Here is a 17938-nt window from a genome sequence, read left to right on the forward strand (position 1 = left end):
GATCTCGTTGCTACATTTACTGTAGCGATACGCTACAATATCTGTAGCGACCGACGCAAGAAAGATTTGCGCAAGCGAGATTCAAGAGGGATTCGCGACATGGCGAAGCAGGTTCCAGCCACGAAATCCGGCGTCCGCGGCTCACGGACCGGCCGCCCGATCATGGCGCTGCTCGATCTGTTGGGCCGGCGCTGGACCTTGCGCATCGTCTGGGAGCTGCGCGAGGGTGCACTGACCTCGCGCGCGCTGCGCACCGCCTGCGACGAGGCCTCACCGACGATCCTGCAGACGCGATTGACCGAGTTGCGCGAGGCCGGGTTCGTCGAGCTGACGGATGATGGTTATGGCCTCACCGCGCTCGGAAGAGAGCTATTTGCGACCTTCACGCCGCTCCAGCGGTTCGCCGAGCGCTGGAGCAAGCACGGTGGCAGCTAGACCGCGGCCACCGTCAGGCTCGCGCCGTCGGCGCGGACCACCTTTACCCGGCTGCCGGCCGGCGCATCGGGACCCGCGACGCGCCAGACCGTGTCGTCAATCCGCACCGTGCCTGCGCCATCGATGATCGGCTTCTCCAGCGTGAACTCGCGGCCGACCAGGGCTTCGTTGCGGCGGTTGAGGAACGGATTGGTCTTGCTCGCCTCGGTCGCGCCTTTGGCAAAATGCCGCCACGCCGGCACCGCGAGCGCTGCGAACACCGCGAACATCAGCAGCTGCGTCTGCCAGGACGGCGTGAAGATGAACGACAGCAGCCCGACCAGCAGCGCCGCGAGCCCGAGCCAGAACAGGAATACGCCTGGCGCTGCAAGCTCCAGCGCCATCAGGATGAAGCCGAAGATCAGCCAGTTCCAGGTACCCAGTGTCGAAAACATCTCGGCCATGACGTGACCTCTCACATTGCAGGCGTGACGCCGTCACGCCCTTACCGCTGCGGCGGCACCGGCGGTGGCGGCGTCGGACCTGCCGGCGGCACCGAGCCGCGCCGTGCTGCGGCCGCGGCGGATGCGGCACTCTCGCCGAACGTTGCCTTGGCGATCTCGCCGATGCCGGCGAGCGAGCCGAGGATGCTGGTCGCCTCGATCGGCAGCATCAGCACTTTCTGGTTCGGCGAATCGGCCAATTGCCCGAACGCCTTGATGTACTTGTCGGCGATGAAATAGTTCAGCGCGGCGACGTCGCCCTTGGCGATGGCATCGCTGACCATCTGGGTGGCTCTCGCCTCGGCTTCGGCGGAGCGCTCGCGCGCCTCGGCGTCGCGGAATGCAGCCTCCTTGCGGCCTTCGGCCTGCAGGATCTGGCCCTGCTTGGCGCCCTCGGCGCGCAGGATCTCGGATTGCCGCTGGCCTTCCGCCTGCAGGATGTCGGCGCGCTTGACGCGCTCGGCCTTCATCTGCCGGCCCATCGCCTCGACGAGGTCGGCCGGCGGCACGATGTCCTTGATCTCGATGCGGTTGACCTTGAGGCCCCAGGGCGACACCGCCGCGTCGACCACGCGCAGCAACCGCTCGTTGATCTCGTCGCGGTGCGACAGCACCTGGTCGAGATCCATCGAGCCCATCACCGAGCGGATGTTGGTCATGGTCAGCACGATGATCGCCTGGTTGAGATTGGCGACCTCGTAGCTCGCCTTCGCGGCATCGAACACCTGGAAGAACGCGACGCCGTCCACCGTCACGGTGGCGTTGTCCTTGGTGATCACCTCCTGCTCGGGGATGTTGATCACCTGCTCCATCATGTTCATCTTGCGCCCGATGCGATCGAAATACGGCACGATCAGATTGAGGCCGGGCGACAGCGTGCGGGTGTATTTGCCGAACCGCTCGATGGTCCAGTCATAACCCTGCGGGACGGTCTTGATGCCGGCGAACAGCGTGACGATGACGAGAAGAACAAGCGCGATCGCGAAAATGTCGAAGCCAGTCATGAAGTCCTCCAAGGCACCGCGAGACCCGCGAGACCGTCGCCAGGCACGGTCGTGCATTGGTCGGCAGGACCGCTCCGCCGGTTCAGCCGGCTGTTGTTCTCTCTAGCACATAGGAAGCGGTTGTCGGACTGCCAGATGCACGCAAGCTGAACACGAGATGCAGCAAGGCTGAACGAACCGCGGTGTCCGGTGTCACGGATCGTTAACAATCAGATCCAGCCAGTTTGGATCAAGCCCTGCTAGATCCAGCCCTGAAGCTCGCGCAGCACGAGCTGGCGGATTACGTCCATGCCGCCGTCGCTGTCGTTGAGGCAGGGGATCGCGGCGAATTGCTCGCCGCCATTGTGGCGGAAGATCTCGGCATTCTCCTGCGCGATCTCCTCCAGCGTCTCCAGGCAATCGGCGGAGAAGCCGGGCGTGACCACGGCAATTCGCCGCACGCCGTCCTTGGCCAGCTTCTCGACCGTCTTGTCGGTATAGGGCTGCAGCCACTCGGCATTGCCGAAGCGCGACTGGAAGGTGAGGATCAGGCGAGAGGGTTCAAGCCCGAGCCGCTTGCGCAGCGCGTTGGTCGTGGCGATGCACTGCGCCTGATAGGGATCGCCCTTGTCGACATATGCCTTCGGCATGCCGTGGAACGAGGCGAGGATGATCTCGGGCTGGAACGGCAACGTCGCGAGATGGTCGTTGATCGAGACCGCGAGCGCCTCGATGTACTCTGGGTCGTCGTAATAGGGCGGCGTCACCCGCAGGATCGGTTGCGCGCGCATGCGGGCCAGCACGCGAAACGCCTCGTCGCAGACGGTCGCCGACGTCGCCGCCGAATATTGCGGATAGAGCGGCACCACCAGCAGCCGGCCACAGCCCTGCGCCGCCAGCGCCTCGATGCGCTCCTTGATCGACGGATTGCCGTAGCGCATCGCCCAGTCGACCACGACGTGATCGTGATCGGCGATCGTCTCGGCGAGCTTGTCGGCCTGCGAACGCGTGATGGTCTTCAGCGGCGACTCGTTCTTCTCGGTGTTCCAGATCTTCAGATAGTCGCGCGCCTTGCGGGCCGGGCGAACGCGCAGGATGATGCCGTTGAGGATCAGCTTCCAGAGCAGGCCCTGGTTCTCGATCACCCGCGGATCGGACAGGAATTCCCTCAGATAGACCCGAACGCCGGCGGCATCGGCCGTATCCGGCGTGCCGAGATTGACCAGCAGCACGCCGACGCGCTCCGGCTTCGGCACCGCGGCGGGCTTCGCGCTCTCGAATGGGATCACCGTGCTCATGATGGCGTTGCGCCTAACGTCCTTCGCTTGGGAGGCCTTGGGCTTCGCGCGTTGCTCCAACCTTGTCAAGCCGAGTGCGGGTTGGCTACGTTCCCCTCGGGGAATGGGGAGGAACCATGACGATCGCCGAATGTTGCGTCTTCGGGACGCTGCTGCTCTCGCTGCTGACGATCGTATCGGTGAAATGGGCCGGCATCCGCGGTTTTGACAATTCGAAACCTCGCGATCCCGATTTCTACGACGACCCGATCCGCTCGCGGGCGCTCGGCGCCCACCAGAACGGCATCGAGGCCTTCCCGTTCTTCGCCTTCGCCGTGCTGCTCGCCGAATTCCGCGTCGGGCCGCTGCGGCTGATCGACGAGCTCGCGGTGCTGTTCCTGATCGTGCGGATCGCCTACGTCTTCACCTATATCGGCAACCGCCCGACACTGCGCTCGATCCTCTGGAGCATCGGCTTTGCGATCAATATCGCGGTCTTCTTGCTGCCCGCGATCAGGGGGTACCTGACGAGTTGAGCGAGGCAGCCCTGTTATCCGTCATCCTGAGGAGCCCGCGCTTGCGGGCGTCTCGAAGGATGCACGGCCCCGCTGGTGGCCGTCGACCCTTCGAGACGCGCTACGCGCTCCTCAGGGTGACGGATCAAGAGACAGCGCGGGACTAAAGGACCCTACAAACACGTCGCCCGCTCGGCCGCGACATAGCCCAACAGCAGCCCGAGCCCGAACAGCAGCACGAGGCCCGCGGCGGCGAATTCCAGGCCGCGCATGATCACCGTGCCGCCGCCGTCGCGCGCGCCACTCAGCCGCTCCGCCACGCCGCGCGCCGACACCGCGACCAGCGCGATCGCGGCCACCGTGATCGCGGTGCCGAGCCCCATCACGAAGGTCGCGGCAATGCCGGCCCAGAACAGGCCCTGCGCCAGCGCGAACACCAGCACCAGGATCGCGCCCGAGCACGGCCGGATCCCGACCGTGAGGATCGCACCTAGGCCGCGCCGCCAGCCGCCGGGACCGGCGAGCTCGGCCGGCGTCGGCCCGTGCGAATGGCCGCAATGCTCGTCATGGACGTGCTGCGCGTCATGCCCCTGATCGTGGCCGTGGTCATGATGATGGCCATGATCGTCATGCGCGTGACGATGATGATGCTCATGGCCATGGTCGTGGTGATCGTGTTCATGGTGGCCGTGATCGTGCCGATGCGCGCCGGCCATCGCCAGCGCCGGCCGCGGCAGCCGGAGCGCGCGGAGGAAGCCGCCACCCTTGACCCAGACCAGCCGGGCGCCGAACGCCGCGATCAGCGCGTAGCTCGCGATCTCGATCGCCTTCTCCGCCCCGCACATGGTCTTCGCGGTCGCGTTGAGCAGCCAGGCGCAGATCCCGACGATGGCGACCGCGACCAGCGACTGCATCAGCGCCGAGGCGAACGACAGCACGATGCCGCGCCGCGCGGTCTCGCGATTGGCGACCATGTAGGACGAGATCACCGCCTTGCCATGGCCGGGGCCGGCGGCATGGAAGATGCCGTAGGCAAACGAGATCGCAAGCAGTGTCCAGACCGCCGAGCCGTCGGATTTCGCGGCACGGATGGTCTGCGACATCTCGCGATAAAACTCCGACTGCTTTGCCAATAACCAGCCGACGATCCCGCCCTGCGGCTCCGCCGTCCGCGGTGCGCCGAACGGATTTTGCGCCAGCAACGCATGAACCGCGCCATCCAGCACCGCGAATGCCGCCAGTACGGCAGCGGACACGGCCAAGCCACGCATCACGCGGGAGGCGATCGGCGTCATGGGCAATCCACCGTGATCTTGTTGGCGAACATCATCGCGAAATTGCCGGCACTGCCGTCGAGGAAGTTCTGCTCGCCGAGCTTCTGCGCGGCGGCGGTGCCGTCGTTCGGTCGTTCGAACGCCATCTTGCAGTCGGCCGCGGCGCCGACCAGCTTGACCGGCTCCTTCTCGGCGAACTGGAAGTCGATGAAGTAGGTCGGGTCGAACACTTCGAGCGAGAGCTGCCGGGCCTTGAACGGCGTCTTCACCGGCAGGGTGAAGTGCAGCGTCAGCGCCGAATCCTTGTATTCGAGGAAATAGTCGACCGGCTCGGTGAACTTCTGCTTCTTGCCGTCGCCCTTGGCGAAGGTGAAGTAGGCGTATTCCTTCAGCGACTCGACATTGGTCTGCGCCAGCGGCGCCAGCTCCTCGCGGCTGTAGGCGCCCTTCACCTTGGTCTCGATGCCCTGTAGCGCATAGGTCGAGAACATGTCGTCGAAGGTCCAGGCGTGGCGGACCCCGGTGATGGTGCCGTCGGGCGCGTAGATCAGCTCGCTCTTCGCCACGATCCAGACATGCGGATGGGCCGCGGCGGCCACCGTGCCGAGCACGACGGACGCCGTAAGCGCGAGCCCGGCAATCAGGCACTTCAGGGACTGCCGCACCTTCAGGCCGCCTCGGGCGTCTCGAGCAGGCCGCGACGGCGCAGCAGCGCGTCCGGCTCGGGCTCGCGGCCGCGGAAGGCGACATAGGCCTCCCCAGGATCGCGCGAGCCGCCCGACGAATAGATGTCGTCATGCAGCCGCTTGGCGGTCGCCGGATCGAAGATGTCGCCGGCCTCCTCGAAGGCGCCGAACGCGTCGGCGTCCATCACCTCCGACCACATGTAGCTGTAATAGCCGGAGGCATAGTGATCGCCGGAGAAGATGTGGCCGAACTGGGTCGGCCGGTGCCGCAGCGAGATTTCGGCGGGCATGCCGATCTTCTCCAGCTCCTTCTGCTCGAAGGCGCGGACGTCGCGGCTCGCCGCCGCCGGCTGGGTGTGGAATTCGAGGTCGACCAGCGCCGAGGAGACGAACTCCACGGTGGCAAAGCCCTGGTTGAACTTGCGCGCCGCAAGGAAGCGCTTGAGCAGGTCGTCCGGCAGCGCCTCCCCGGTCTGGTAGTGGCGGGCGAAGCGCTGCAGCACCTCGGGCCGCTCCTGCCAGTGCTCGTAGAGCTGCGAGGGCAGCTCGACGAAGTCGGTGAAAACCGATGTCCCCGACAGCGACGGATAGGTCACGTCGGAGAGCATGCCGTGCAGGCCGTGGCCGAACTCGTGGAACAGGGTCCGCGCGTCGTCGGGCGACAGCAGCGACGGCGCGCCGTCGGCGCCCTTGGCGAAGTTGCAGACATTGATGACCAGCGGCGCGACGGCGCCGTCGAGCTTCTGCTGGTCGCGCAGCGAGGTCATCCAGGCGCCGGAGCGCTTGGAAGGCCGCGCGAAGTAGTCGCCATAGAACAGCGCCTTGTGCTGGCCGTCGCGGCCCTTGACCTCCCAGACCCGCACATCCGGGTGCCAGGCCGGGACGTCCTTGCGCTCCGCGAAGGTGACGCCGAACAGGCGGGTGGCACAGTCGAATGCGGCCTCGATCATGTGGTCGAGCACGAGATACGGCTTGATCGCGGAATCGTCGAAATTGGCGCGGCGCTGGCGCAGCTTCTCGGCGTAGTAGCGCCAGTCCCAGGACGCCAGGGTGAAATTGCCGCCCTCTTCAGCGATCAGCGCCTGCAGCGCATCGCGGTCGGCGAGCGCCCGCGCCCGTGCCGGCTTCCAGACCCGCTCCAGCAGGCCGCGCACCGCCTCCGGCGTCTTGGCCATGGAATCCTCGAGGCGGTAGGCGGCGTAGGTCGGGAAGCCCAGGATCTTCGCCGTCTCCTCGCGGAGCGAGAGGATCTCCACGATGGTCGCGTTGTTGTCGTTGGCGTTGCCATTGTCGCCGCGGGCCGTGAACGCCTTGTAGACCTTCTCGCGCAGATCGCGCCGCGACGAGCTCTGCAGGAACGGCTCGACCGAGGAGCGCGACAGCGTCACGATCGCCTTGCCACCCATGCCGCGCTCTTCCGCCGCAGCCTTGGCGGCCGCCACAAATGTGTCGGACAGGCCGGCGCGGTCACCCTCACCGAGCTCCATGGACCACTCCTGCTCGTCACCGAGCAGATGGTGGCTGAACGAAGTGCCGAGCTGGGCGAGGCGCTCGTTGATCGCGGCCATGCGGGCCTTGGCCGCATCATCGAGCCCGGCGCCGGAGCGGTGGAAGCGGGTATAGGTGCGCTCCAGGAGCCGCATCTGCTCGCCGGTCAGGCCGAGCGAGCCGCGCTTCTCGTGCAGCATGGCGATGCGGCCAAACAGCACAGCGTTCATCATGATCGGATTCCAGTGCCGCGCCATCCGGGGCGACACTTCCTTGTCGATCTCGAGGATCGCAGGGCTCGAATGGGCCGAGACCAGGTCGTAGAACACCGCCGAAACCTTCGACAGCAGCTTGCCGGAGCGCTCCAGCGCCGTGATCGTGTTGTCGAAGTCGGGCATCGCCGGATCATGGGTAATCGCAGCCACTTCGGCCGAATGGTCGGCGAAGGCCTGCTCGAAGGCGGGGAGGAAATGCTCCGGCTTGATCTCGGCGAAGGGCGGGGTCTCGAGCGGCGTCTGCCACGCCTTCAGGAGGGGGTTGGCCAAAGTCTGGACGTCGGCCTCTGCGCTGGTTTCTGACATCGAATGTCCCGTTTTTCGCCTTGAAAATGCGGCCTAATCTATATCACGCGATACGGCATTTTTGGGCCTTTTGCGCTTGATAGATGGGCACTTTTCGGAGAGATTGCGCCCCTGAACAGGACCTATTCCATGACCATGCAGCCCTCCACCGCAGGCAAGAGCCAGATCCTCTGGCCGAGCGTCATCACCGTGATCTCGGCGGCGATCCTGATCGGCGCGGAAGTGTTCGGCGCGGCCTTCGCCGGCGGCTGGGCGCTCGCGATCCTGTTCGGGCTCGACGACGTCGGCGCGCACATCCTGCAGGCCGTGCTGTTCGGCATCGGCGTGCTGATCATGATCGCCTTCATCCGCGCCGCGCAGCGCGTCGAGCCGTTCACGCGTCGCGCGTGAGTTCGAGCGATTCAAGAAGGCGCTGCGGCACAGGGCTTAAACGCACACGCTTCGTTAGTCATTCTTAACAGCCGTTCATCTTCAACGACTGCTCGGCGTGCCATCGCAAGCACGCGTTAGGGAAATTTGTCGCTATCGCAAAAAAATTCTTGCGAAGCGAATTCAAAAGACTTATTTGCTGCCTTGCCCAATTTCGCACGTGCCTGTGGTCGTGTGTCAGTCGGTAGGTATCCGGACAAGAGGCCGGACAGCCGCCAAGGGGTGGAAGAACCGAGGGTCGCTTACGTCCATCAGGACACGAGGCGGCCAGCCTCCCTCTCCAGGGATGCCGTTGAAGGTCTCACCACTCTTTGCAACCGTGACTGGCAGCCGGAGGCGAACCGGCGCACCCCGCTCTCAACGGGGGACGCGACTTAAAGCAACGACGGATCGGGCTTTTTTGGTCTCTACCGGCAGTCCAACGCCGGCGCGGGCTACTGAAAAGGCTTGTCCTTCATTGCCAGGTGTGCGGGCGGGAAACTCTCCCAACCAATCCACGGCAGCACAGTCTGGTTTGAGTCTTTTGCCTTTCGTTGCGCCTCCATCGCGCAATGCGGCCAGAGCACTCTTATCCGACGTCACGTTGATGCGGATCCCGTCGCTGGGGCCGTTGGAGAGTGCCATGACCGAACGTATCCAGGAATTCCTGCGTCACCGCCGCAGCGAAGGTCTCGACACCGAGCCGTGCCTCGTCGTCGACCTCGATGTCGTGCGCGACAACTACCAGACCTTCGCGAAGGTGCTGCCGGACAGCCGCGTGTTCTACGCGGTGAAGGCCAACCCGGCGCCCGAAGTGCTGGCGCTGCTGGCCTCGCTCGGCTCCTGCTTCGACACCGCGACGGTTGCGGAAATCGAGATGGCGCTGGCCGCCGGTGCGACGCCGGACCGCATCTCCTATGGCAACACGATCAAGAAGGAGCGCGACATCGCGCGTGCCTTCGCGCTCGGCATTCGCCTGTTCGCAGTCGACTGCGCCGCCGAGGTCGAGAAGATCTCCCGCGCCGCTCCCGGCGCCAAGGTGTTCTGCCGCATCCTCTATGATTGCGCCGGCGCCGAGTGGCCGCTGTCGCGCAAGTTCGGCTGCGATCCGGAGATGGCGGTCGACGTGCTCGACCTCGCCAAGCGCCTTGGTCTGGAGCCGTGCGGCATCTCGTTCCATGTCGGCTCGCAGCAGCGCAAGGTGAAGGCGTGGGACCGCGCGCTCGCGATGGCCTCGACCGTGTTCCGTGACTGCGCCGAGCGCGGGATCAACCTCACCATGGTCAACATGGGCGGTGGCTTCCCGACCAAGTATCTCAAGGACGTTCCGCCGGTCCTGCAGTATGGCCGGTCGATCTTCCGCGCGCTGCGCAAGCATTTCGGCAACCAGATCCCGGAGACCATCATCGAGCCGGGCCGCGGCATGGTCGGCAATGCGGGCATCATCGAGACCGAAGTCGTTCTGATCTCGAAGAAGAGCGACGAGGACGAGGTGCGCTGGGTCTATCTCGACATCGGCAAGTTCGGCGGTCTCGCCGAGACGATGGACGAGTCGATCCGCTACGCCATCCGCACCCCGCATGACGGGGCGGACATGACGCCGTGCGTGCTCGCGGGCCCGACCTGCGATAGCGCGGACGTGCTGTACGAGAAGCTGCCGTATCCGCTCCCGGTGACGCTCGAGATCGGCGACAAGCTGCTGATCGAAGGCACCGGCGCCTATACGTCGACCTACTCGTCGGTGGCGTTCAACGGCATTCCGCCGCTGAAGACCTACCACATCTAAGCCGCCTCCTTTTCGAGGCCAGATAAACCGGGAGCCGGCCCCGCCGGCTCCTTCCCGATCATTTTTGATTTTTCTGAACGACGCTTGCGCGGCGTGCGACATGCCGTTGCAAGCGGGGACTGACGTGCCATGACTGCAAAACGGAACACCCCCGTTGCCCTCATCCGAAATGCCGCCCCGTTCGCGATCCGTGCGGAGCGGGCTTCGGACGTCGTCGCGCGCGAAGCGCTGCTTGATGCCTGCTTTGGCGAGAACCGCCATGCCCGCATTTGCCAGCGCCTGCGCGACGGACGCGCGCCCGCCCAAGGCCTGAGCCTTGCGGCCGTGCGCCAGGACGGCCGGCTGGTTGGAACCGTGCGGCTGTGGCACGTCAGCGCGGGGGGCCGCAGCGCGCTGATGCTGGGGCCGCTGGCGGTCGGTGACGACTGCCTCGGCGTCGGCGCCGCGCTGATGCAGCGCGCGCTGGCCGTGGCGAAGGCCCGCGGCCACGGCGCGGTGATCCTGCTTGGCGATGCGCCCTACTACGCCCGCTATGGCTTCACCACCGCCAGGACCGGCGAATTGTCGCTGCCCGGCGCATTCGCGCGCGAGCGGCTGCTCGGCCTCGAGCTGGTCGAGGGCGCGCTGGACGGCGCCTGGGGCATGATCACGCCGACCGGCGCACCGCTGCCCAAGACCAAGGCAACGAGCAAGGCAACCCGCAACCGGAAGGCACCGCTCGCCGTGCCGCACGCGGCGTAAGGCGGGCGCCATGGCAGAGAACCTTCCTGCAATCGATGGCGCGCGCCCGCGTTGGCGCGGCCTCGTCACCACGGTCATGCTGGTCCTGATCGCGGTCATGATCGTCAGGGACATCCTGATCCGGCGCTGGACCGGCACGCCGCCGTCGCCACCGGACACCACGCAGCAGTCCCACTAGCGCCGGCCGCAAGGCCCAGAATAGAAGGGGTTGCGCGGGCGCCAAAAATGCCCGTAAACCCCGCGCAAAGCCATTTTCAGCCGAGGTCCGAGATGTCCCGCCGCCTGATTTCCACCGGCTCGCCGTTCGAGAAAACCGCGGGCTACAGCCGTGCCGTGATCGACGGTGACTTCGCCTTTGTCGCGGGAACCACCGGCTACGACTACACCACGATGACCATGCCTGATGATGTCACGAGCCAGTCACGGAACTGCTTCAAGACCATCGAGGCTGCCCTCAAGGAGGGCGGCTTCGCGATGGCCGACATCGTCCGCGCGACCTACTACCTCACTGACGTCAGTGACGCGGATGCCCATTTCGCGGTCTGCGGCGAGGTGCTCGGCGAGATTCGACCTGCCGCGACGCTGCTGATCGTCGCGGGGCTCTACAAGCCCGAGATGAAGGTCGAGATCGAAGTCACCGCAAAGCGACGCAACCCCTGATCCACTCTACCCGCCGCTCGGCGCTCTCCTGGAGAAAATGATGAGCCCCTCCTCGCAGATCTACGCGAAAATCACCGGCCCCATTGTCATGATCGGCTTCGGCTCGATCGGCAAAGGCACGCTGCCGATGATCGAGCGGCATCTCGATTACGACAAGTCGCGCATCACCGTGATCGATCCCAAGGATGAGGGCCGCAAGGCCCATTGCGAGAAGCAGAATGTCAAATTCATCCAGCAGGCCGTGACCAAGGACAATTATCGCGACCTGCTGACCCCGCTGCTCACCGAGGGCGGCGGCCAGGGCTTCTGCGTCAATCTTTCGGTCGATACCGGCTCGACCGACATCATGGAGCTCTGCAACGAACTGGGCGCTCTCTACATCGACACCGTCAACGAGCCCTGGCTCGGCTTCTATTTCGATGCTTCGAAGGGCCCGGAAGCGCGCTCCAACTACGCGCTTCGTGAAGTGACGCTGGCCGCCAAGAAGGCGCGTCCGGCGGGCTCGACGACGGCGGTCTCCTGCTGTGGCGCCAATCCCGGCATGGTCTCGTTTTTCGTCAAGCAGGCGCTGCTCAACGTCGCCGCCGATCTGAAGCTCAATGCCCCCAAGCCGAAGACCAAGGCCGAATGGGCGGACTTGATGCGGCAGGCCGGCATCAAGGGCATCCATATCGCCGAACGCGACACCCAGCGCTCCAAGTCGCCGAAGGAGCCGGATGTCTTCGTCAACACCTGGTCGGTGGAAGGTTTCCTGTCGGAAGGCGTGCAGCCGTCCGAACTCGGTTGGGGCACCCATGAAAAATGGATGCCCGAGAATGCGCATACCCACGAAGCCGGCTGCGGCGCGGCCATCTATCTGATGCAGCCGGGCGCCAATACGCGCGTGCGCACCTGGTGCCCGACCCGCGGCGCGCAGTACGGCTTCCTCGTCACCCACAACGAGTCGATCTCGATCGCCGATTACTTCACGGTGCATGACGCATCGGGCAAGGCGATCTATCGGCCGACCTGCCACTATGCCTATCATCCGGCTGACGATGCCGTGCTGTCGCTGCACGAAATGTTCGGCCGCGCAGCCAAGATGCAGGAGAAGCACCACATCCTCGACGAGAACGAAATCGTCGACGGCATCGACGAACTCGGCGTGCTGCTGTTCGGCCACGACAACAATGCCTACTGGTACGGCTCGCAGCTCTCGATCGAAGAGACCCGCAAGCTCGCGCCCTACCAGAACGCGACCGGCCTGCAGGTGACCTCGGCCGTGCTCGGCGGCATGGTGTGGGCGCTGGAGAACCCGAACGAGGGCATCGTCGAAGCCGACGAGATGGATTTCGATCGTCTGCTGGAAATCCAGCTACCGTATCTCGGCCCGGTGAAGGGTTTCTACACCGACTGGACCCCGCTGACGGATCGTCCGGGACTGTTCCCGGAAGATATCGACACCAGCGATCCCTGGCAGTTCAAGAACGTCCTGGTGCGCTGAGGGGCCTTCCGGCCAAATCTCGAAAACAACCCCATGCACAGTAGCCGGCGCGATGGCTCTCGTCATTCCGGGCTGGCCCGAAAGGGCCAGGCCCTCAGGTGCGCAATTGCGCACCGGGGAATGACAGCGGCTCACTTCGCCATGTAGTCGAACGCCACCGAGCCCAGGCCCAGCGTCAAATCCGCCTTGTAGTGCAGCGCCGAGACCACCTCGCGCACCGGCAGGCGGGCGACGTCGCACAGCGCGTGCGGGAACAGACCGAGCGCGGAGGGCCCTGTCCAGGCCTCCTTCAAGGTGATGTCGTCGAGATGGAAACGCACCAGTTCGCAGATCCGCGGCGTGCCGTCGACATGCGGAATGATCTTCAGGATGAAGTTCGGCGCCTTCATCGCGTTCAAGACCGTGTCGTGATCGACCTTGTGGTACTTGTAGCCCATCGTGGCGGAGGCGCAGAGCACCGAGCCGTAATGCAACGAGCCGACCAGCACGTCGCTCTCGACCGCGATCTTGGGCCGCGCCAGCTTCTTCGGAAATCCCCACAGCTCGCGGCCGCCCGCGATCGGGGCCTCGTCGTCGAGATACATCGCGTGGGTATAGGCCCCGAGCTCGCCCTTGAAGCGGACCGGGATCACCTGCCCGGTCTCGGTGTAGTCGCCGAAGCCGGTCGAGTCGGGCATGCGGATGAATTCATACTTCACGACAGGCTCGGCAACCTCGAGCGGCTCCGGCACCACGGCCGCGAGTGCTTCCGGGTCGGTCTTGTAGGTGATGATGAAATATTCGCGGTCAAAGAACCGGTACGGTCCCGGCGGAAACGACGGGTTGGTGAGCGGCATCGAATAGGCGGTGCGCCGGACGTCCTCGATCTTCATGAAAGGTCCCATCTGTCGTTGCAAGACGACAGATTATGGCGGGCGCGGGCGGCGGAGGCGAGACCGTATAATCGGCAGCATCAGTCAAATGCGCGTCACAATGCGTCGGCCGAACGCGGCTATTTCTTCTCGATCGGCGGGGCGATCTTCTCGGCGGGCGCCGGCGGCAGCGCCGGCTTGGCGCCGGCCTTCTGGGCCTCAGCGTCGGGACGCGCCGGCTCCGGCGCCGGCGTGGTCGGCCGCTCGCCACCGGGTTTTGACTCGGCCGGCGGCGTTGTCTGCGGCGGCTGGGTCGCCTGCGCCATTTCCTGCGGCGGGGCAGCGTTGATCGCGTGCAGCGAAACTACCGCGATCGCGACGCCTGCCACTACCAGCGTTGAGGCGATCAGCACGTCGTTCCGCAGCCTGGTCCGATCCGCAACCATCTCGTTCACCCGCGTATTGTCAGCGAGGTCAACGATCCGGCTGCCGCATGGTTCCTGAGCAGAGCTTGCGGGAACCCGGCCTCAATCCGTGGTGCTGATTTCCCAGGTCACGTGCCGCACGCCCGGCTGATGCTGCAGGTCGACCACCACGGCATTCAGCTCGTTGGGGTCGACCGCGGTCGAGACCAGCTCCGCCACGATCTCCAGGAAGTCGTCGCCGGCCTCGACCACGTTGACATCGGCGACCGGATAATTCGCGGCCTCGAGCTTCTCCACCAGGCGGTCGCGCATGTCGGGCAGCACCTCGGGGGTGACCGCGAGCTTGAAGTAGTAGGTCGCCTCAAGCGCCTTCTCGTTCAGCGGGATGCGGTTGATGGCGTTGACCAGCGGGCGCAGCAGCGTGTTGCCGGCGATCACGAACACGGTCAGCACCGCCGCCTGCGCCACCAGGTCGGCGCCGGCGCAGGAGCCGACCGCGGCCGAGGCCCACAGCGTCGCCGCGGTGTTCAGCCCGCGCACGTCCATGCCCTGCTTCATGATGACGCCGGCGCCCAGGAAGCCGATCCCCGACACCACATAGGCGATCACCCGCACCGCGCCGTCGGCGCCGGCCAGATGCATCGCGAGGTCGACGAAAGCCGCCGCGCCGACCGCGACCAGCACATTGGTGCGCAGCCCCGCGGTGCGCTGGCGGTACTGCCGCTCGGCCCCGATCAGCGTGCCCAGCACAAAAGCTGACGTCAGGCTGACCAGGGTGTCGATGAAGTCGGCGAGCTGGAATGTGGTGAGAAATCGCATGGCGCTGCCGATTCTTCCTCGCCCGAGAACGATGCAGCGATCTCTTACATTTCCACGATGCCCGCGTCACCATCTTCCGTGCCGAAGGCGAGCAGCGTGCCCTTGGCATTCCACCCGAGCGCGGAGACCGCGGCACCGGTGTTCCGGCGCACCAGGATCTCGGCGCCGTCCTCGAGCCGGACCATCAGCACGGTACCGTCGGCATAGCCGACCGCCATGATGTCGTTCTTCGGATGGCAGGCGACCACCGCGACCCGCGCCGGCATCGGCGCCAGCATCGCCGGCTCCTTGCCCATCGGCCCGTCCTTGCTGGTGAACGGCCAGACGATCACGGTGTCGGCGCCCGAGGTCGCGAGCCCCTTGCCGCCGACGCTCCACGACATCGAGCGCACGCGGCCGGGATAGCCGCTCATCCGCATGTGCCTGTTGTCGGCGAGCCGCCAGCCATGCATCGCGGCCTCGTGCATCGCCGTGACCAGGAATTTGTTGTCCGGGCTGAAAGAGACCGCGAGATGCGAGCCGGCCCATTCCAGGAATTCCGGATTGGCCGCCATGTTGGGAAACCACAAGGTCACGCCGTTGTAATGCGCGATCGCAAGCCGCAGGCCCTTCGGCGCGAACGCCAGCCCGCCGACGGTCGAGGGCACTTCGAAGGTTTTCTCTTCGCCCTTGGGATTGCGCACGAACGCGGTCTTGCCCGCCGACCACGCCACGGTGCCGTCGCTATGCAGGGCGACATTGTCGATCCAGCGCCGCTTGGCGTCGGTCGCAATGACAGAGGTCTCGCCCTTGGCGTCGATCGCGATCAGCTTGCCGTCGTCACCGCCGGTGACGAGCCGCTTGCCGTCTGAGACCGCGCACAGGATGGCGCCGAAATGCGTCTCGGTGCGCGTGATCTCGCCGTCGGCGGCCGCGATCGCGACACTCTCCTCGGCGCCGACGAAGAACGCGCGGTCGCCGAGGAAATGCACCGAACCGACCGCCGCGCCGAGCGGAAGCGGCTTGACGCGGTCGGTGATCGAAACGATGGAAGAAGGGGCCTCGCCCGGATCGAACTCTTTCATCACGTGGTGATGCACTGCTCGAAGCCGTCGCGGATCGCCTGCTCCGGCAATTCGCGACCGATGAACACGACACGGCTTTCGCGCTTCTCGCCGTCCTTCCATTTCCGCTGATGGTCACCCTCCAGCATCATGTGGACGCCCTGGAACACGTAGCGGTCGTCATCGCCGGTGAAGGCGAGGATGCCCTTCGAGCGCAGGATCTTCTGGCCCTCGGTGGCGACAAGGTTCTGCAGCCAGGGCATGAACTTGGTCGGATCGAGCGGCTTGTCCGAGCGCAGCGACAGCGATTGCATGTCCTCGTCGTGATAGTGCTTGAGCCCGTGACCGTGATCATGATGATGGTGGTCATGACCATGGTCGTGATGGTGATGATCGTGGTCATGGTCGTGACCGTCGCCGGCCTCGAGGAAATCAGGCTCGATTTCGAGAATACGGTCGAGGTCGAACGCGCCGCGCTCCAGCACGTCTGATATCCCGACCTGGCAACGCTCGGTGCGATGCAGTTTTGCATAGGGATTGATGCCGCGGATACGGGCCTCGACTTCGGCGAGCTCAGCCTTCGAGACCAGGTCGGTCTTGTTCAGCACGATGACGTCGGCGAACGCGATCTGGTTCTTGGCTTCCGGCGCGTCCTTGAGGCGGTCGCTCAGCCATTTGGCGTCGGCGACGGTCACCACCGCATCGAGCCGGGCATTCTTCTGCACATCCTCATCGACGAAGAAGGTCTGCGCGACCGGCGCCGGATCGGCAAGGCCGGTGGTCTCGACGATGATGGCGTCGAATTTGCCCTTGCGCTTCATCAACCCGTCCATGATGCGGACGAGGTCGCCACGTACCGTGCAGCAGACGCAGCCATTGTTCATCTCGAACACTTCCTCATCGGCGCCGATGATGAGGTCGTTGTCGATGCCGATCTCGCCGAATTCGTTGACGATGACGGCGTACTTCTTGCCGTGGTTTTCCGACAGGATGCGGTTCACCAGCGTGGTCTTGCCGGCGCCGAGATAGCCCGTCAGCACGGTCACTGGAATTTTTTGCGAAGCTTCAGCCATAACAACTCCGAGGAACTTGGGGCCGCGCTCAATCCCGGCAGGGAGGCCCCTGCCCCTAGTTGGCGAGCGCGCTGGTCAGGGCCTTTATATTGTGCCTGACCATATCAATGTAAGTGGGTGCTTGGCCCTTTTCGGCCGTCAAACTGTCCGAATACAGGGTCCCGCCGACCTTGGCCCCGGTCTCGGCCGCGATCCGCTCGACCAGGCGGGGATCGCTGATATTTTCGAGAAAAACTGCCGGAATTTTCGCGACCCTGATCTGGGCGATGATGGCGGCGATATCGCGTGCGCTGGGCTCGGAATCGGTCGAGACGCTGAGCGGCGAGAAAAACGTAATTCCGTAGGCGTCGGCGAAATAGCCGAAGGCGTCGTGGGTCGAAATCACCTTGCGCCGCGCGTCCGGTATTTTCGCCACCGCCTCGTGCACCTCGCGGTCGAGCGCCTCGAGCCTCGCCAGATAGGCGTCGGCATTGGCCTTGAAGGCGGCTGCCTGGTCAGGCGCCGCGGCGATCAGCCCGCTGCGAATATTGACGACGTAGATCTTCGCATTGGCCACCGATTGCCAGGCATGCGGATCGTCATGGCCGCCCATCTTGCGCGGCATGATCCCCTTGGTCGCCACCGCGACCGGCGCCTTGCTGCCGGAAGCCTGCAGCAGCCGTGGCAGCCAGCCCTCGAAGCCGAGGCCGTTAATGACCAGCAGCTTCGCGTCGGCGACCTTCTTGGCATCCGCCGGCGTCGGCGCATAGACATGTGCGTCGCCGTCGGGCCCGACCAGCGCCACCACGTCGACGCTGTTGCCGCCGACATTGCGCACCATGTCGGCGAGGATCGAGAAGCTCGCGACGACCTTGATGCGCTCCTCGGCGTGCGCCGCGCCGCTCGCCAGCAGCAACACCAGACCGATCAATCCAACCAACCGCCGCAT

General features: G+C 65.2%; 21 protein-coding genes. 8 read left to right on the forward strand and 13 right to left on the reverse strand.

Annotation, left to right across the window (positions count from 1 at the left end; genetic code table 11):
- Nucleotides 1-99: 99 nt before the first annotated feature.
- Nucleotides 100-435: a winged helix-turn-helix transcriptional regulator gene (locus ACVIGA_RS14735; RefSeq protein WP_456666947.1), complete on the forward strand. Its 336-nt coding sequence runs from the start codon at nucleotides 100-102 to the stop codon at nucleotides 433-435.
- Here ACVIGA_RS14735 and ACVIGA_RS14740 read toward each other — a convergent pair.
- From ACVIGA_RS14740 to hemH, 3 genes are all read right to left on the reverse strand, one after another.
- A complete protein-coding gene (locus tag ACVIGA_RS14740; RefSeq protein WP_456666948.1) occupies nucleotides 432-878 on the reverse strand; it encodes an NfeD family protein in 447 nt (148 codons plus the stop codon). The two genes, ACVIGA_RS14735 and ACVIGA_RS14740, sit on opposite strands and share 4 nt — an antisense overlap.
- Nucleotides 879-919: 41 nt before the next feature.
- Entirely contained in the window at nucleotides 920-1921 is a 1002-nt protein-coding gene (locus ACVIGA_RS14745) for an SPFH domain-containing protein (RefSeq protein WP_420968769.1), read from the reverse strand.
- Nucleotides 1922-2160: 239 nt separating this feature from the next.
- A complete protein-coding gene (gene hemH / locus ACVIGA_RS14750) occupies nucleotides 2161-3198 on the reverse strand; it encodes a ferrochelatase (protein WP_456666949.1) in 1038 nt (345 codons plus the stop codon).
- A gap of 116 nt (nucleotides 3199-3314) precedes the next feature.
- Here hemH and ACVIGA_RS14755 point away from each other — a divergent pair, with 116 nt between their 5' ends.
- Entirely contained in the window at nucleotides 3315-3713 is a 399-nt protein-coding gene (locus ACVIGA_RS14755) for an MAPEG family protein (protein WP_456666950.1), read from the forward strand.
- A gap of 152 nt (nucleotides 3714-3865) precedes the next feature.
- Here the strand turns inward: ACVIGA_RS14755 and ACVIGA_RS14760 are convergent, their stop codons facing one another.
- Genes ACVIGA_RS14760 through ACVIGA_RS14770 form a run of 3 tightly spaced genes read right to left on the reverse strand, consistent with a single transcriptional unit; the run spans nucleotide 3866 to nucleotide 7721 of the window.
- Nucleotides 3866-4987 (reverse strand): nickel/cobalt transporter, encoded by a 1122-nt coding sequence (locus ACVIGA_RS14760; protein ID WP_456666951.1) that lies wholly within the window; start codon nucleotides 4985-4987, stop codon nucleotides 3866-3868.
- Nucleotides 4984-5631 carry a DUF1007 family protein gene (locus tag ACVIGA_RS14765; protein ID WP_375777103.1) on the reverse strand — a complete coding sequence of 216 codons (648 nt, stop codon included), beginning with the start codon at nucleotides 5629-5631 and terminating at the stop codon, nucleotides 4984-4986. The genes ACVIGA_RS14760 and ACVIGA_RS14765 overlap by 4 nt, the downstream gene beginning before the upstream one ends.
- A gap of 2 nt (nucleotides 5632-5633) precedes the next feature.
- A complete protein-coding gene (locus tag ACVIGA_RS14770; RefSeq protein ID WP_456666952.1) occupies nucleotides 5634-7721 on the reverse strand; it encodes a M3 family metallopeptidase in 2088 nt (695 codons plus the stop codon).
- Between the two features lie 129 nt (nucleotides 7722-7850).
- Between ACVIGA_RS14770 and ACVIGA_RS14775 the strand changes: the two genes are divergently transcribed.
- The gene (locus ACVIGA_RS14775; protein ID WP_223966862.1) at nucleotides 7851-8111 is read left to right on the forward strand and encodes a hypothetical protein; all 261 of its coding nucleotides are present in this window, start codon (nucleotides 7851-7853) and stop codon (nucleotides 8109-8111) included.
- Nucleotides 8112-8507: 396 nt separating this feature from the next.
- Here the strand turns inward: ACVIGA_RS14775 and ACVIGA_RS14780 are convergent, their stop codons facing one another.
- Nucleotides 8508-8774, reverse strand: a complete 267-nt coding sequence (locus ACVIGA_RS14780; RefSeq protein WP_456666953.1) for a hypothetical protein — start codon at nucleotides 8772-8774, stop codon at nucleotides 8508-8510.
- Between ACVIGA_RS14780 and ACVIGA_RS14785 the strand changes: the two genes are divergently transcribed.
- The 5 genes from ACVIGA_RS14785 to ACVIGA_RS14805 all read left to right on the forward strand — a co-directional run bounded on the left by ACVIGA_RS14785 (nucleotide 8773) and on the right by ACVIGA_RS14805 (nucleotide 12799).
- Nucleotides 8773-9915 carry a type III PLP-dependent enzyme gene (locus ACVIGA_RS14785; protein WP_223966860.1) on the forward strand — a complete coding sequence of 381 codons (1143 nt, stop codon included), beginning with the start codon at nucleotides 8773-8775 and terminating at the stop codon, nucleotides 9913-9915. The genes ACVIGA_RS14780 and ACVIGA_RS14785 overlap by 2 nt on opposite strands.
- Before the next feature lie 129 nt (nucleotides 9916-10044).
- Nucleotides 10045-10656, forward strand: coding sequence for a GNAT family N-acetyltransferase (locus ACVIGA_RS14790; RefSeq protein ID WP_456666954.1), 612 nt, complete (start codon nucleotides 10045-10047; stop codon nucleotides 10654-10656).
- A 10-nt stretch (nucleotides 10657-10666) separates the two neighbouring features.
- Complete coding sequence (locus ACVIGA_RS14795) at nucleotides 10667-10834, forward strand: hypothetical protein (protein WP_229170912.1); 168 nt, start codon at nucleotides 10667-10669, stop codon at nucleotides 10832-10834.
- Between the two features lie 92 nt (nucleotides 10835-10926).
- Complete coding sequence (locus ACVIGA_RS14800) at nucleotides 10927-11316, forward strand: RidA family protein (protein ID WP_298380148.1); 390 nt, start codon at nucleotides 10927-10929, stop codon at nucleotides 11314-11316.
- A gap of 40 nt (nucleotides 11317-11356) precedes the next feature.
- Nucleotides 11357-12799, forward strand: coding sequence for a homospermidine synthase (locus ACVIGA_RS14805; protein ID WP_212313912.1), 1443 nt, complete (start codon nucleotides 11357-11359; stop codon nucleotides 12797-12799).
- Nucleotides 12800-12930: 131 nt separating this feature from the next.
- On the opposite strand, the gene ACVIGA_RS14810 is transcribed toward ACVIGA_RS14805, so the two are convergent.
- The 6 genes from ACVIGA_RS14810 to ACVIGA_RS14835 form a co-directional block, all read right to left on the reverse strand.
- Nucleotides 12931-13671 carry an acetoacetate decarboxylase gene (locus tag ACVIGA_RS14810; protein WP_171948001.1) on the reverse strand — a complete coding sequence of 247 codons (741 nt, stop codon included), beginning with the start codon at nucleotides 13669-13671 and terminating at the stop codon, nucleotides 12931-12933.
- Between the two features lie 119 nt (nucleotides 13672-13790).
- Complete coding sequence (locus tag ACVIGA_RS14815) at nucleotides 13791-14096, reverse strand: hypothetical protein (protein ID WP_223966855.1); 306 nt, start codon at nucleotides 14094-14096, stop codon at nucleotides 13791-13793.
- A gap of 81 nt (nucleotides 14097-14177) precedes the next feature.
- Nucleotides 14178-14894, reverse strand: coding sequence for an MgtC/SapB family protein (locus ACVIGA_RS14820; RefSeq protein ID WP_223966853.1), 717 nt, complete (start codon nucleotides 14892-14894; stop codon nucleotides 14178-14180).
- A gap of 44 nt (nucleotides 14895-14938) precedes the next feature.
- Complete coding sequence (locus tag ACVIGA_RS14825) at nucleotides 14939-15958, reverse strand: WD40 repeat domain-containing protein (protein ID WP_456666955.1); 1020 nt, start codon at nucleotides 15956-15958, stop codon at nucleotides 14939-14941.
- Nucleotides 15958-17010: a CobW family GTP-binding protein gene (locus tag ACVIGA_RS14830; protein WP_456666956.1), complete on the reverse strand. Its 1053-nt coding sequence runs from the start codon at nucleotides 17008-17010 to the stop codon at nucleotides 15958-15960. Before ACVIGA_RS14830 ends, ACVIGA_RS14825 begins: the two co-directional genes overlap by 1 nt.
- A gap of 55 nt (nucleotides 17011-17065) precedes the next feature.
- Entirely contained in the window at nucleotides 17066-17938 is an 873-nt protein-coding gene (locus ACVIGA_RS14835) for a metal ABC transporter solute-binding protein, Zn/Mn family (RefSeq protein WP_456666957.1), read from the reverse strand.

Source organism: Bradyrhizobium sp. USDA 3240, from assembly GCF_054063295.1.